Below are 13,929 nucleotides of genomic sequence, written 5' to 3' on the forward strand. Positions count from 1 at the left end.
CATTGAGCTATATCAACAAGGCCTGAGTGATTCACTCATTGTTTGAAAGCCAGCCATTAGTTGACAAAGATCAGAGCGCGCGCCCTATGGCGCCAGATACTTGACCGACGGTTTTCAGTCACAACAACAGGGCACCACGCTACTCGCTAGGACGTCGGGTTGCAGTCAGGTGATTACATGCGCCCAGGCCGAGGTATCTAATGCTGCCACTCAAACGTATTTTATTGATTGCACCCTCGGAGATGACACGCACCCCGGCCTTTGACCGGGCTCAGGCACTGGCCATTGCAACCGGCGCGTTGTTGCACATTGTGGCGTTTGATTATGTCGCATCGCTGGAGGTGGCCGGCCTGTTTGACCATGACGCGATGGCCCGGGCCAGGGAAGGCTACCTGCAGGTCCATCGCCACTGGTTGGAGCAGCAAGTGCGCTTTCAACGGCGTGCGGGGCTGGCGGTCAGCTGTGAAGTGGTGTGGGCCAAACCCAACCTGGCGCACGTGCTGGCGTATGTGAACGACTTTCACGCCGACCTGGTGATCAAGGACGTCCAGCACGTCTCGGCCCTTGACCGGACCTTCCATCAACCCCTGGATTGGCTGTTGTTGCGCGATTGTCCGGCCTGCCTGCACCTGGTCACCGACGCCAGGCACCCCAAACCGTTGAAAGTACTCGCGGCCATTGACCTGTCGCACCTCGAAGAACTGACATACGGGCTGAACGAGCGCGTGCTCGAACTGGCTTCGACATTGGCGCATGTGTGTGATGCCCATCTGCACCTGCTCAATGTCAGCAACTGGTCGGTGGTGGGCGATACCCCCACGAGCGTGCCGACCCAAAGCCTGGATAGCAGTTTGGGCGAGGCGGTCAATGACGCGCAGGTGGAAGCCTTCGATGTGCTCGCCGAACGCTATGGGGTCGAGCAGGAACGCCAACATGTGCTGACCGGCATTCCGCACAAAGTGATCAGCTTGTTCGCCCGGCGCAATGCATTCGACGTGGTGGTGCTTGGCACAGTCTATCGCGACAAGCTTGACCGGCTGATCGGCAGCACCGCCGAGAGTGTGCTGAACCGCACCTCCTGCAGTTTGATGATCGTCAAGCCATCACCCTGGGTTGACTGAAACCACCGATTCCATGAGACCTCAAGGACATAGCCATGCGTATGACATTTCTCGGGGCGGCCGGTACGGTCACCGGCAGCAAGTACTTGCTGGAGCATCGCGACCTGCACGTACTGATCGATTGCGGCCTGTTCCAGGGCTATAAGCAATTGCGCCTGCACAACTGGGACACGTTCCAGCTGCCGGTTCAAGACCTGCACGCCATCGTGTTGACCCACGCCCACCTGGACCACAGCGGCTACCTGCCGGTACTGGTGCGCAACGGCTATCGCGGGCCGGTGTATGCCACGCCGGCCACCTGCGAGCTGGCGAAAATCCTCCTGCGTGACAGTGGCCGCTTGCAGGAAGAAGAGGCCGAATTCGCCAACCGGCATGGCTTCTCCAAGCACGACCCGGCGCTGCCGCTCTATACCGAACAGGACGCCGAGCGCGCGTTGAAGCTGCTGCGGCCGATCGAGCTGCACAACCGGGTCGCGATCGCGCCGGGCTTGACCATCCTGCTGCGTGACGCCGGGCATATTCTTGGCGCGGCGACGGTCGAAGTCGTCGCCGATGGCGTCACGCTGGTGTGTTCCGGCGACCTGGGGCGGCCAAACGATCCCCTGATGTTCGCCCCGGAAACCATCGAGCAGACCGATTACCTGCTGGTGGAATCCACCTACGGCGATCGTCGACACCCCGCTGAGCCTCCCGAACAGCAACTGGCGGACGTGATCAACCGCACGGCGCTGCGGCGCGGCATCACCCTGGTGCCGTCGTTTGCGGTGGGGCGCGCGCAACTGCTGATGTATCACCTGTATCGGCTCAAACAACAGCATGCGATCCCGGACCTGCCGATCTACCTCAACAGCCCGATGGCCACCGAGGTCACCCGCCTGTACCAGCGTTTTCGCTCTGAACATCGGCTGTCGCTGGAGGACTGCCAGGGTATGTGCGATGGCACGCACTTTGTGTGTTCCGTGCAACAGTCGATTGACCTGGACCAGCAGCGCACCCCCGCGATCATCATTGCCGCCAGTGGCATGGCCACCGGTGGGCGGGTGCTGCACCACCTCAAGGCGCTGGCGCCCAACCCGCTCAACACCCTGTTGGTGCCAGGCTTTCAGGCCGGCGGCACACGTGGCGCGCAGATTGTCGCGGGTGTGCCGTCGGTGCGTATCCACGGTCAGGACGTGCCGATCAACGCCGAGGTGGTGCCGATGCAAACCCTGTCCGCGCACGCCGATGCCGATGAAATCATGCAGTGGCTGCGCGGCTTCAAGCGTGCGCCGAAACACACCTACGTCGTACACGGCGAGCCGAACGCCTCGGACGTGCTGCGGCGGCGCATCAGCCAGGAACTGGGCTGGTCGGTGTCGGTGCCGGAGTATCGGGACAGTGTCGAACTGCCGGCGGTCGCGCAGCCTTTGCCGGTCTAGAGCCAAAAAACGCGCCTGAATCACCGCTCCCGCGCCAAGGATGGGTACTTTCCGACCTGCTGAAAAACATCGCAACCGGATACGCTTTGGCTGATTGAGACTTTTGAAAAATTCTGGAGCTTTTTTATGAGTACCGATGAAAAGCTTAGGCAACAGGTGATCGAAGAACTGAATTGGGACCTGGCACTCAAAGCCGATCAGATTTTGGTTCAAGTGTCCGATGGCATCGTCACGCTTTCCGGCAATGTCGCCAGTCACGCCGAGCGCTGGCACGCGGAACAGGCGGTCGCACATGTCGCCGGTGTCGTGGATCTGCTCAACCAGATCGATGTCGTGCTGCCTTCCAGTCATGTGCGGACCGACAGTGATCTTGTCGCGGCCGCCGTTTCCGCATTGCAATGGAATACCTCGCTGGCGGACCACCGCGTCAAAGTCAGCGTGACCGATGGCTGGCTGGTGCTCAGCGGAGAAGTGGACTCTGAGCATCAGCGCCAGACGGCCGGCTATGCGGTGCGCTATCTGCAAGGGATCAAGGGGATCAGTAACGATATCGTCGTCAAGGCCCATGCCTCTGCGCAAACCATCAAGACCGATATCGAATCAGCGTTTCGCCGCAAGGCGATCATCGACGCCCACGCTATCGACGTGCGTGTGGAGGGCGGGGAAGTCACGCTCTCGGGGGTTGTCGGATCGCTCCCGGAGCGGGATATGGCGCGGTTGACGGCATCGGGCACTGCGGGTGTGCAGAAGGTTGTCGACAATCTGATGGTATCGCCCAGCGGCCTTGAATCGCCGGGTTCGACATAACCGTCCGCGATTACCCGCGGATGAGTCCATTGCGTTTGTCATTGGCAGCCGCCGAGAGTGTTTTTTCGCCGGCTGCCAGGGCGATGCGGGCGAGTTCGGGAATCGACCTGGCTTCGGTCCTGCTCATGATCGACGCTCGGTGCTTTTCCACTGTCCGTTGACTGATCCCCAGGTTGGCAGCGATGTTTTTGCTCGGATGACCGTCCAGCACCATCGCCAGAATCTGGCGCTGCCGTGCGGTGAGGTGGTTGATATGGTCAATCGCAGCCTTGCGAAGGACCTGGGAACTCTCGGTTGCGACTTGGCTGGCCAACGCTTTCTTCACGCTGGTTAACAGCTGCTGATAACGAAACGGCTTTTCAATGAAGTCGCATACCCCAGCCTTCATCGCATCGACGACATCGGCAACGCGGCTGTTGCAACTGATCATCAGAACGGGCAACTCGTCGCCCTGTGCTTTAAGACGGGCCACCGTCTCAAGCCCGCTGATGCCCGAGCGGCGCGCATCAATGATCAGGCAGCCCGGTTGGTCAGCGGTATAACTGTCGAGAAACTGCTCGGCAGCGCCGTAGTCGCGCACCAGGTAACCTTCCGACTCCAATAGCGTGCGCAAGTCGCTGCGCAGCGCGGCGTCGTCGTCCACCACGTAAATGACGGGTTGGCGCGACGGGGGCATGGCGTGAACAGCGTGTACTTCGGCGTGTGTACTCAATGCACTGGCGAGGGTGACGCGCAGCAGGTTCAGGCTCACCGGTTTGCGAAGGAGCATGCAGTCGGCGGTCAGGGCGGACTGGGAAACCTGCTTTTTCGTCTCGGCGGTCAATATGACCGCGGGTGTGGCTCGACTGAATTGATCGCGAATCTTTTGCACCAGTTGGACGCCGTCCGAGGACCGCTCGAGCACGTGCTCGGTCAAGATCAGGTCCGGTTGAATGCCCGAGCGCGCGATCCATTCCAACGCGGCGACGCTATCGCGGACCGCTGCCGTTCGATAGCCCAGCGCCCCCAAACCGCAACTGAGCATATCGCCTAGCAGGGCGTCCGGTTCCACGATCAACAGCAGGCACGTGCGAGCCATGCCCAGCGCTCGAGCGTTCTGTTGCCTGCGCGCGCCGGGCTGAACGACTGACGGCGATAACGGCGCGCTGATGGAGATCAGCGTCGCGCGTTCGTCGGCGGTTTTGACCTGAAGCTGTAAACCCAGCATCGCGCTGAGTTCCGCTATCGAGCGAAGGGCAGGCTTGCCACAGGCACCCGGCAACGAAGCCTCATAGACAGGCATCGACACGATACGCAAGGCGTCGTCGCGGCTTTTGCAGCCCGCGAACCACAGCTCGATGCTCAGCCACTCCGAGTGGCGCCTGCAGCCCAGTGTCAGGCGCAGCGTGCTGGTACTGTCCATGATGTTGGCAAGCAGACCGCTCAAGAGTTGCCTGAGGCAATCGGGAAGGCTCCTGACCCACGACGAACACGGCACGATTCGCAGGTTGCGGTGCTGGGCGGCGGCCAACGGCAAAAAGTCTTGAGCCAATGCCTTGAAGAGGGCCTGTATGGGGAAATCCACCGCTGCGTGGCGATCATAGTCTGTCGTGGGGGCGGGTTGGTCGAGCCCGAATCGACTCAACAATTTCTCCAGCGTGGCATCCAATTGTTCAAGCACCCTGCGCGCCGGTGTCGCGGGGTCGAATTCACAGGCCTCAAGCTGCCCGACGATGAGTGAAACCAATTGCGCGGTCTGGCGAAGTTTCTGATCGATGCCGCCCAACCGTTCAGCGGGGAGAGGACAGTAGGCCGATGCCGGGCCTGATGCCTGACGTGGCAACACATCTTCCGACATGGATTGCTTGACTTGCATGATTACCCCTCCTGGCAAGACGCAAAGTCGTATTGCCTGATGCGCAATCCTATGCAGTTTGTAAGGCGGCTTAATTGATCTATGTAAGTATTTACCGAACCCCGACGGTTCTAAACCGCTCGGTTGATCGCGAGCCAGCAGGCCATTCACGCTGAGCGCCTTGTTCAGGCCGCCTTTCGGTTCACATCACCGCGCTTTGCGCCAACGAAGTGCGCCGACGGCACCGTTAGAGTGCCCGCTCTTCAGGCCCTGGCCCGGGCTCAAGGGGGTAGACGTAAGTAGTTTCCGACGCTAGCCAGCTGAATGCATTCAGGCCAACGTAATGCCGGTTCGTGGGGACGGCGGCTGAAGGTAGCCGGTTGACGTTGGTTAACTCAATCTCATGGGAAGGCAACCGTTATGGCTTATACAACGATCAATCCATACAACGGCGAGTTGCTCGCACAATTCGATACGCTGACGGCTGAGCAACTGGAGCACAAACTGGCGGCTGCGGCGCAGTGCTATGCGACGTGGAAACACACAACGTATGCCCAGCGCGCCTCGATCATCGCGAAGGCCGGTGAATTGATGCATCAGCGCTTCGATGCCCTGGCCCGTAAGATCACGCTGGAAATGGGCAAGCGCATCGACGAGGCCCGAGGCGAAGTCAAATTCAGCGCCGATATCATGGCGTACTACGCCAAGAACGCGGAACGCTTCCTGGCCCCGCAAGCGCTGGAGCCGAGCCAAGGCGAGGCGCACATGGAGAGCAGCCCCATCGGCGTGATCTTCGGGGTCGAACCGTGGAACTTTCCGTTCTATCAGTTGGCTCGCGTGGCCGGTCCGCATTTGATGGCAGGCAACGTGCTGGTGATCAAGCATGCCGGTTGCGTGCCTCAATGCGCGATGGCCTTCGAGCAAATCCTGCTCGAAGCCGGCGCGCCTGCCGGGCTTTATACCAACCTGTCGATCTCCCATGAACAGTCCAGACAGGTGGTCGATGACCCGCGTGTTCGCGGGGTTGCACTGACCGGCAGTGTCGCCGCGGGCCGCAGCCTGGCGGCCTGGGCCGGGCAGAACCTGAAACCGTCCTCCATGGAGCTGGGCGGCAGCGACGCGTTCATTGTGCTCGAAGACGCCGACCTGGAGCTGGCCGTCAAATGGGCGATCTGGGGGCGGATGTACAACTGCGGGCAGACCTGTTGCGCGGCAAAACGCTTCATTGTCGTGGATAAGGTCGCCGATGCGTTCCTGAAGGGCTTTCAGGCCGGGCTCGCGGCGCTGAAACCCGGCGATCCCATGGACGAAGCGACGACCCTGGGCCCGCTGTCTTCGGAAGCGGCATTGGTGCAGTTGCTCGGGCAGGTTCGCACGGCGACCGATCACGGAGCGAAGGTTCTGCTCGGGGGCACACGTATCGATCGCCCCGGCGCCTTTATGACGCCGACCATTCTCACTGACATTGCCCCTGAAAACCCGGCGTTCCGGGATGAGTTCTTCGGCCCGGTGGCGCTGTTTTTCCGCGTCAAGGACGAAGACGCCGCGATTGCCCTGGCCAACGACTCCGACTTCGGCCTGGGCGGCTCGGTGTTTACACGTGACCTGGACAGGGGGCGTCGTGTGGCAAGTCGCGTCGAGACCGGGATGATGTTCATCAACAACATCAGTTGGAGCGACGCCGAGTTGCCCTTTGGCGGCATCAAGGACTCCGGCTATGGCCGCGAGTTGGGCGACATGGGTATCCAGCAGTTCGTGAATAAAAAACTGGTGCGTTACGTGTTGGCTCAGGCGCCGATCTGAAGCCTTGTCCTGTTTACATTCCGGGTGCCCGGCCATGCGCGGGTGCCTTCAACGGAGCGCGCGATGTACGTCAATGTGGCTGTGCTGAAAGAAACCCACCCGCACGAACGACGTGTGGCCCTCGTGCCTGGCCTCTGCGCGAAGTTATGCGCGCTGGGGGCAAGGCTTCATATGCAGGCGGGGGCGGGTGAAGCGAGTTTTTTGCCGGACGCTGCTTATTCGGATGTGCTGTTCGTGTCCAGCGGCGGACAGTGGCTGCATGAGGCCGATGTGCTTCTCGCGGTGCAGGCGCCCTCGCTGGAAGTCGTAGGCAAGATGAAGCCCGGGTCGGTACTCCTGTGTTTTGTGTATGCGCAGAAGAATCCGGCCTTGGTGCAACGTTTACTGGAGCGCCAAATCACGTGTTTTGCCATGGAGCGCCTGCCGCGCATCACGCGGGCCCAGTCGATGGATGCACTGTCCAGTCAATCGGCGTTGTCTGGGTACTATGCGGTCCAACTGGGCTCGGTGCAGATGTCTCGCATCCTGCCAAAAGTCACCACCGCGGCGGGTATCGTGGGGCCGGCGCGGGTATTGGTCCTGGGGTTGGGCGTGGCGGGGCTGGAGGCGATCGCGACTGCCCATCGCCTGGGCGCGGTGGTGGAGGGCTACGACGTGCGCCCGGAAACCGCGGAACAGGCGCGGTCCCTGGGGGCCGAGTTTGTCGATGTCGGGGTCGATGCGCGAGGCAAGGGCGGCTATGCACGGGAGCTGAGTGAGGCAGAGAAAACCCAAGTCGCTCAAGTGCTGACGGAGCATATCCAACAGGCGGACCTGGTCATTACCACGGCGGCAGTGCCGGGGCGGCCGTCTCCGCGCCTGATCAGTGCCGCACAGCTTGCCGGGATGAAACCTGGCGCGGTGATCGTCGATCTTGGCGCCGAAGGCGGCGGCAACTGCGAAGGCTGCGTGCCCGGACAGACCGTCACGATCGGTCGGGTAACCCTGATGGCGCCGTTGAATCTGCCCTCATCGTTGAGCCAGGACGCCAGTCTGCTGTATGCGAAAAACCAGTTCAACCTGTTGGCGCTGATGTTGAAGAACAACGTCATCAGCATCGACTGGGACGATCAGATTCTGGCGCAAACGGTACTCACCCACGCCGGCAAACTCATGCATTCGCTGAACCCGGCGGATGCCGCAACCCAGGAGAAGACCTCATGAACAGTGTTGGCTTCGTCGGGCTTTATATTTTCATGCTCGCCGCGTTCGCCGGCTGGGTCATCATCGGGCGGGTCCCGGCGATTCTGCACACGCCGTTGATGTCGGGCTCGAATTTTATCCATGGCATCGTGGTGATCGGCGGGCTTATCGGCCTGCTCGATGCGGCGAGCGTGGCCGAACAGGCGGCTGGTTTTATCGCGGTGTTGCTGGGCGCGGGGAATGCCGCGGGCGGGTACGCCGTCACGGGCCGGATGCTGGCGATGTTCCAGACCAGCGCGCCGGAACCCAAGCGGCGCAAAGCTCATCACTCTGCCACCCGGAAGCCTGAAAAGGTTTGAGGTTTGATCATGCTGATTATGACGTCGCAGTGGCTGATAGGGCTGGTGTATTTCTTCGCCGCTTTTCTACTGATTTTCGGGTTGTGGCGCATGTCTTCGCCGGTCACGGCGGCCGGTGGCATTCATGTCGCCGGTTGGGGCATGGCGGCCGCCGTTATCGTGAGTTTTCTCTACGTATTTTCGGTGAGTGAGGCGGCCCGGCCACATTTGCCTGTCAACGTCAGCCTGGCGCTCGTCGCGCTGCTGCTGGGCGGTGGCGCAGCGTGGTGGAGCGGGCGCAAGGCGGCCATGACCGCCATGCCGCAGATGGTCGCGATATACAACGGCATGGGCGGGGGCGCTGCCGCCGCGATCGCCGCCATGGAGTTGTTCGGGGGCCGAGTGTTCGACCTTTCCGCATTGGCCGGCACCTTGTTTGGCGCGTTGATCGGTGCGATTTCGTTATCCGGCTCCTTGATTGCCTGGGCCAAGCTGGATGGCCGCATCAACAAACCACTGCACATGAAAGGCCTGCAACTGATCAACGCCTTGCTGATGCTGGTGACGCTGTGCGTAGGCGCTTGGCTGATGGTGGTCATGCACGCCGAACACGGTTCGTTGAACGGCGTGCTGTGGTTGATCGGTGTGTTCTTCGGCTGCGCGCTGTTGTTCGGTGTGCTGATGACATTGCCCATCGGCGGTGCCGACATGCCGGTGGTCATCTCCATCTACAATGCCTTCACCGGCCTGGCGGTCGGCCTGGAAGGGTTTGTGTTGCAGGTTCCGGCCATGATGATCGCCGGCATGCTGGTCGGCGCCGCGGGCGTGCTGCTCACATTGCTGATGGCCAAGGCCATGAATCGCACGGTCGCGCATGTGCTGTTTGCCCGTTTTGGCGGCCAGCCCGTGCGCAAAGGCGCGGCGATCGTGGGTGAGCTCAAGCCGACGGCGGCGAGTGATGCCGGCGTCGCCATGCGGTACGCCAATAAGGTCATCATCGTGCCCGGCTATGGCCTGGCCGTGGCGCAGGGCCAACAAAAGCTCTATGAGTTCGTGAAGTTGTTACAGGCCCACGGCGTGCTTGTGCGATTCGCGGTCCACCCGGTGGCGGGGCGTATGCCGGGACAAATGGACGTGCTACTGGCAGAGGCCGGTGTGCCTTACGACCTGATCTTCCAGTTGGACGACATCAACACCGATTTCGTCGACACCGATGTGGTGTTGGTGATCGGGGCAAACGACGTGGTCAACCCCGCCGCGCGCAACGACAAAGCTTCGCCGATCTATGGCATGCCGATCCTGGATGTGGACAAGGCTCATCACGTGTACGTGGTCAAGCGCGGGGAGGGCAAGGGCTATGCTGGTATTCAGAACCAGCTGTTTTATGCGGAAAACTGCAACATGGTGTACGGCGATGCACAGGCCGTCCTGGTCAAGATGATCGAGGCGGTCAGAGGCTTGGGGTAACCAAGCGGGGCGACGTCACCGCGCAGGCGGTGAGTGACTTCAGTAGCGATCGAGAGTGTGAAAAGCATGAACACGTTGAGTCCCGACCTCGATAACGGCGCGCGCCAGGCGGCCTTGCTGACGGTGCGCCAGATGGCGGAAGCCGACCGGCTTTCGGTGGTTGCCGGCGTGTCGTCTTTCGAGTTGATGAGCAATGCCGGCGCGGCGGTGGCACACGAAATCCAGCGGCGCTGGACACCCCGGCCGCTGCTGGTGCTCTGCGGGCCGGGCAACAACGGCGGCGATGGTTTTGTCTGCGCGTACCGGCTTGCGCAAGCGGGCTGGCCAGTGCGGGTGGCGATGTGGGGCAGTCGCGCCGCGCTGAAAGGCGAAGCCGCGCAACATGCACAGCGCTGGCCCGGCGAGGTGCAAGCCCTGAGCCCCGCGGTGCTTGAAGGGGCCGAGCTGATTGTCGACGCGGTGTTCGGCGCCGGTCTCGCCCGTGCGCTGGAGGGGCAGGTGTTGGACACCCTGGCTGCGGCTGGCCGTGGCACGGTGCCGATTGTCGCGGTCGACACGCCCAGCGGCGTGATGGGCGATAACGGTGAGTCGTTGGGCGCGGTGGCGGCGGTGCTGACGGTGACGTTTTTTCGCAAAAAGCCGGGGCATCTGCTGTTACCGGGGCGCGATCTGTGTGGCGAAGTGATTGTGGCCGATATTGGCACGCCCGAAGCGGTGCTCGACGCCATCGTCCCCCAGGCATTTGAGAATCACCCTGGGTTGTGGCTGCCCGATTTACCGCGAGCCGGTCTCGATACCGTCGCGGGGCACCCACCGGTCGTTGCGGCGGATACCACGCAGGTGCTGACCCTTCACGAGAGCGAATTTCGGCGGATGTTCGACTTCGTCGGCGACAAACTGACCCGCACTCGAGCCGCTGCCCAGCACGGCTCGGCTGTGGTTGTGCATCGCGGCAGTGACACGGTGATTGCCTGCCCCGATGGCCGCGCCGTGATCCATTGCAGTGTGCCCTCGGCCGCCACCGGCGAGCTTTTGGACGGCATTATTCGGTGGCTGCGGACCCAGGGCATGCCGGCCTTTCCGGCTGCGGCAGCGGGCGTGTGGTTGCATGATGTGGCCGCTGCCGAATTCGGCCCAGGGTTACTGGCCAAAGACGTGCCGAATCTTTTACCTGGGTTATTGCGTCGACTGTACGGCTGATTGTCCGTGGACATGTCGGTGAGTGGTGTATTGCACGTCAAATGTCCGATTTGAAACGTGGATGGGCGTGCGTTTGATATTTATCAAGTACGCTTTGCCGGAAAAGCGCAGTTTACCCCCCAGAGGCTTCAGGTCATCGTCGTGTATCCAACAGAGCAGGCCGGGCTTTTTTCGGTTTTAACCTGATAGGCGCTCATGCCCAATCCATCGACCTGACGAACAATCAAAAAGAAAGATGAAGCCACTCTTGAAGTACCTTGCCCCTCGAAAAGGTTATATACGAAGGTATTCAACTAATGGCCTCTCACTGCGGTGTTGCAGTATCTGAGCTCCAATACAAAAAGTTTAACTTTGCCGGCTATGAATTGGCCGGTGATCTGCGATTGTCGCGAGGCGCCGAAAGCCTGGTCGTTCTCGTCCATGCCAGTGGCGGCGGTCATTCGAACCCGCGTAACCATTTTATCGCGGAGTACCTGGCGCGCCACGGGATGGGCACCTTGGTGATCGACCTGCTGACAAGGACAGAGCAGCGCTGGGATAACCTGACCGGTGTGCTGCGTTTTGATATTGCATTGCTCGCCGATCGACTGGTCAAGGTCATCGACGCGATCGCCCGAGACGCTGAATTACGGCGACTTGCCATGGGCTTGTTCGGTGCCAGTACGGGCGCCGCCGCCGTGCTGGTCGCCGCCGCTCACGTGGGCGGTGTGCGGGCGGTGGTCTGTCGAGGCGGGCGCACCGATCTGGCCGCCCAGGCGTTGTGCGAGGTCAAAGCGCCGACGTTGCAAGTGGTGGGCGCGGAAGACCCGATGATCCTGCGCTTGAATGTGCGGACCAGTCGGGCGTTGCACTGCACGCAAAGCCTGGAGGTCGTCAAAGGCGCGACGCACCTTTTCAAAGAGCCGGGCACCCTGGCGGACGTAGCCAGGCTGACCGGCGATTGGTTCGAAAAGTACCTGCACAAGGAACCTTTGCCCAGCGAGCCTCTGCCTGGAATCAATGGCAAGGTTTCATCTTCTTAGCGCGGGCCTGTACAACCCAACCCGTCATGGAGCGAACATGCATTTCTTAGCCTTGGCGGTCGACTATGACGGAACCATTGCCGAAAACGGCAATGTTCCCGAACACGTCTGTACAGCGCTTGCCGGCCTCAAGGCCAGCGGTCGCAAGTTGCTGTTGATTACCGGCAGGGAGTTGCAGGCGCTCAAGCATCATTTTACCCAGCTCGATCTGTTTGACCTGGTGGTCGTGGAGAATGGCGCGCTCCTGTACGACCCGCGCACTGACACCGAGGAACTCATCGCCGATTCGGCCTCGACCGCACTGGTGGAGCGCCTGCGCGACAAAGGGGTTTCACCCTTGTCCGTCGGCAGGTCCGTCATTGCCACCTGGCATCCGTTCGAGGACGCGGTGATCAGCTCGATTCGCGAGCTGGGCCTGGAGCTGCAGATGACGTTCAACAAGGACGCGATCATGGTCCTGCCGACGGGGGTGAACAAGGCCTCGGGGCTGAGTGCCGCGTTGCTGAGGCTGGGCATCTGCGAACTGAATGTGGTCGGCGTGGGCGACGCCGAAAATGACCACGCGTTTCTCGCGATCTGCGGTTGTGCGGCGGCGGTGAACAACGCGATCGACTCAATCAAGGCCCGCGCGGACATCTGCCTGAGCCAGGATCACGGGCGCGGGGTCTGCGAGCTGATAGACATGCTGCTGCAAAAGGACGCCGCGCTGGTGCCGGTCGAGCGTATCGGCGTGCAACTGGGGCGGACCGCCGATGCACGCAAGGTGTGGTTGCCGCCGGAATCGGTGCTGCTGGTGATCGGCAATTCAGGCTCCGGCAAGTCGAGCTACGTGACCTGGCTGACAGAACGCATGGTCGAGGCCCACCAGGGCTTCTGCATCATTGATCCGGAAGGCGACTATCTGTCGCTGGACGGTGCGGTCACGGTCGGTGGCCTGACCACTCCGCCGACAACCGAAGAATCGTTGCATCACCTGTTACAGGCGCGGCTTAACGTGGTGGTGAGCACCCTGGCCCTGGACCCGGCCGCCCGCGTGCAGCTGTTCGGCGAATTACTGCCGTTTATCCAGCAGCTACGCAGCAGCACCGGCCGCCCGTACTGGATGGTCGTGGACGAGGCCCACTACATGCTGCCCCATTGCGCTGCGTGGCCTCCGGGGTTTCTGGCGAATATGGGGGCGATCATCGTTGCCCTGGACTTCGATCAAGTCTGCCCGTCGCTGCTGGACGCGGTAGACGTGCTGGTGACCCTGGGCAGCACCGCCCGCGAACTGGTCCAACGCTACGCCCAGCATACGCAGCGACGCTGCCCCGAATTCCCGGCGCGCTCATCCGCGCCCGACTATTTCTGTCTGTGGGACGTTCGTCATGGCGGCGACGTGGTGCTGATGGCGCAGCAGCAACCCGAGCAGAAACATCATCGCCACAGCGGCAAGTATGCGGTCGGGGATGTGGGCGCCTGGCATGCATTCTACTTTCCCAGCCTTGACCAGCGCGCCTCGAACCTTGCGGAGTTTTTGTCTTCGCTTGCGCGCCTGGACGATCCCGCGTTCCGCCAACACCGCGAGGCCGGGGACTTTTCCAACTGGTTTCGCGAGGTGATCCGCGACGACGTGCTGGCCAACGAAACCCGTCTGCTGGAAAACGATGCGTCTGTGCCGCTGCGGGATGCCCAGGAACAGATCGCGCACCTGGTGCAATCGCGCTACCACTTGGAACCGCAGTGAATGGTCGGGCG

General features: G+C 61.6%; 12 protein-coding genes. 10 read left to right on the forward strand and 2 right to left on the reverse strand.

Going from position 1 to position 13,929, the window contains the following annotated elements; all coding sequences use genetic code 11:
* Positions 1-200 precede the first annotated feature (200 nt).
* The 3 genes from ACP7E3_RS13320 (at position 201) to ACP7E3_RS13330 (ending at position 3,346) form a co-directional block, all read left to right on the forward strand.
* The gene (locus ACP7E3_RS13320; protein ID WP_046383382.1) at positions 201-1,121 is read left to right on the forward strand and encodes a universal stress protein; all 921 of its coding nucleotides are present in this window, start codon (positions 201-203) and stop codon (positions 1,119-1,121) included.
* A gap of 35 nt (positions 1,122-1,156) precedes the next feature.
* Complete coding sequence (locus ACP7E3_RS13325; RefSeq protein WP_426123322.1) at positions 1,157-2,539, forward strand: MBL fold metallo-hydrolase RNA specificity domain-containing protein; 1,383 nt, start codon at positions 1,157-1,159, stop codon at positions 2,537-2,539.
* Between the two features lie 126 nt (positions 2,540-2,665).
* Positions 2,666-3,346: a BON domain-containing protein gene (locus ACP7E3_RS13330; RefSeq protein ID WP_426123324.1), complete on the forward strand. Its 681-nt coding sequence runs from the start codon at positions 2,666-2,668 to the stop codon at positions 3,344-3,346.
* A 10-nt stretch (positions 3,347-3,356) separates the two neighbouring features.
* Here ACP7E3_RS13330 and ACP7E3_RS13335 read toward each other — a convergent pair whose 3' ends face one another.
* Complete coding sequence (locus ACP7E3_RS13335) at positions 3,357-5,201, reverse strand: response regulator (protein WP_261753535.1); 1,845 nt, start codon at positions 5,199-5,201, stop codon at positions 3,357-3,359.
* 399 nt (positions 5,202-5,600) lie between these two features.
* On the opposite strand from ACP7E3_RS13335, the gene ACP7E3_RS13340 reads away from it, so the two are divergent.
* The 5 genes from ACP7E3_RS13340 (at position 5,601) to ACP7E3_RS13360 (ending at position 11,170) form a co-directional block, all read left to right on the forward strand.
* Positions 5,601-6,983, forward strand: a complete 1,383-nt coding sequence (locus tag ACP7E3_RS13340) for an NAD-dependent succinate-semialdehyde dehydrogenase (RefSeq protein ID WP_046383385.1) — start codon at positions 5,601-5,603, stop codon at positions 6,981-6,983.
* 63 nt (positions 6,984-7,046) lie between these two features.
* Entirely contained in the window at positions 7,047-8,186 is a 1,140-nt protein-coding gene (locus ACP7E3_RS13345; RefSeq protein ID WP_017845765.1) for an NAD(P) transhydrogenase subunit alpha, read from the forward strand.
* On the forward strand, positions 8,183-8,524 hold the full coding sequence (locus ACP7E3_RS13350; protein ID WP_426123327.1) for an NAD(P) transhydrogenase subunit alpha: 342 nt from the start codon (positions 8,183-8,185) through the stop codon (positions 8,522-8,524). The genes ACP7E3_RS13345 and ACP7E3_RS13350 overlap by 4 nt, the downstream gene beginning before the upstream one ends.
* A 9-nt stretch (positions 8,525-8,533) precedes the next feature.
* A complete protein-coding gene (locus ACP7E3_RS13355; RefSeq protein WP_104903160.1) occupies positions 8,534-9,970 on the forward strand; it encodes an NAD(P)(+) transhydrogenase (Re/Si-specific) subunit beta in 1,437 nt (478 codons plus the stop codon).
* Between the two features lie 66 nt (positions 9,971-10,036).
* Positions 10,037-11,170 (forward strand): NAD(P)H-hydrate epimerase, encoded by a 1,134-nt coding sequence (locus tag ACP7E3_RS13360; protein ID WP_426123329.1) that lies wholly within the window; start codon positions 10,037-10,039, stop codon positions 11,168-11,170.
* Positions 11,171-11,298: 128 nt separating this feature from the next.
* Here ACP7E3_RS13360 and ACP7E3_RS13365 read toward each other — a convergent pair whose 3' ends face one another.
* Positions 11,299-11,463 (reverse strand): hypothetical protein, encoded by a 165-nt coding sequence (locus ACP7E3_RS13365; RefSeq protein ID WP_158276037.1) that lies wholly within the window; start codon positions 11,461-11,463, stop codon positions 11,299-11,301.
* Between the two features lie 3 nt (positions 11,464-11,466).
* On the opposite strand from ACP7E3_RS13365, the gene ACP7E3_RS13370 reads away from it, so the two are divergent.
* On the forward strand, positions 11,467-12,192 hold the full coding sequence (locus ACP7E3_RS13370; RefSeq protein WP_426123503.1) for a dienelactone hydrolase family protein: 726 nt from the start codon (positions 11,467-11,469) through the stop codon (positions 12,190-12,192).
* 37 nt (positions 12,193-12,229) lie between these two features.
* Positions 12,230-13,918 carry an HAD-IIB family hydrolase gene (locus ACP7E3_RS13375; RefSeq protein ID WP_017845770.1) on the forward strand — a complete coding sequence of 563 codons (1,689 nt, stop codon included), beginning with the start codon at positions 12,230-12,232 and terminating at the stop codon, positions 13,916-13,918.
* The last annotated feature ends 11 nt before the right edge of the window (positions 13,919-13,929 follow it).

Source organism: Pseudomonas sp. PSPC2-3, from assembly GCF_049898265.1.
GTDB lineage: Bacteria > Pseudomonadota > Gammaproteobacteria > Pseudomonadales > Pseudomonadaceae > Aquipseudomonas > Aquipseudomonas veronii.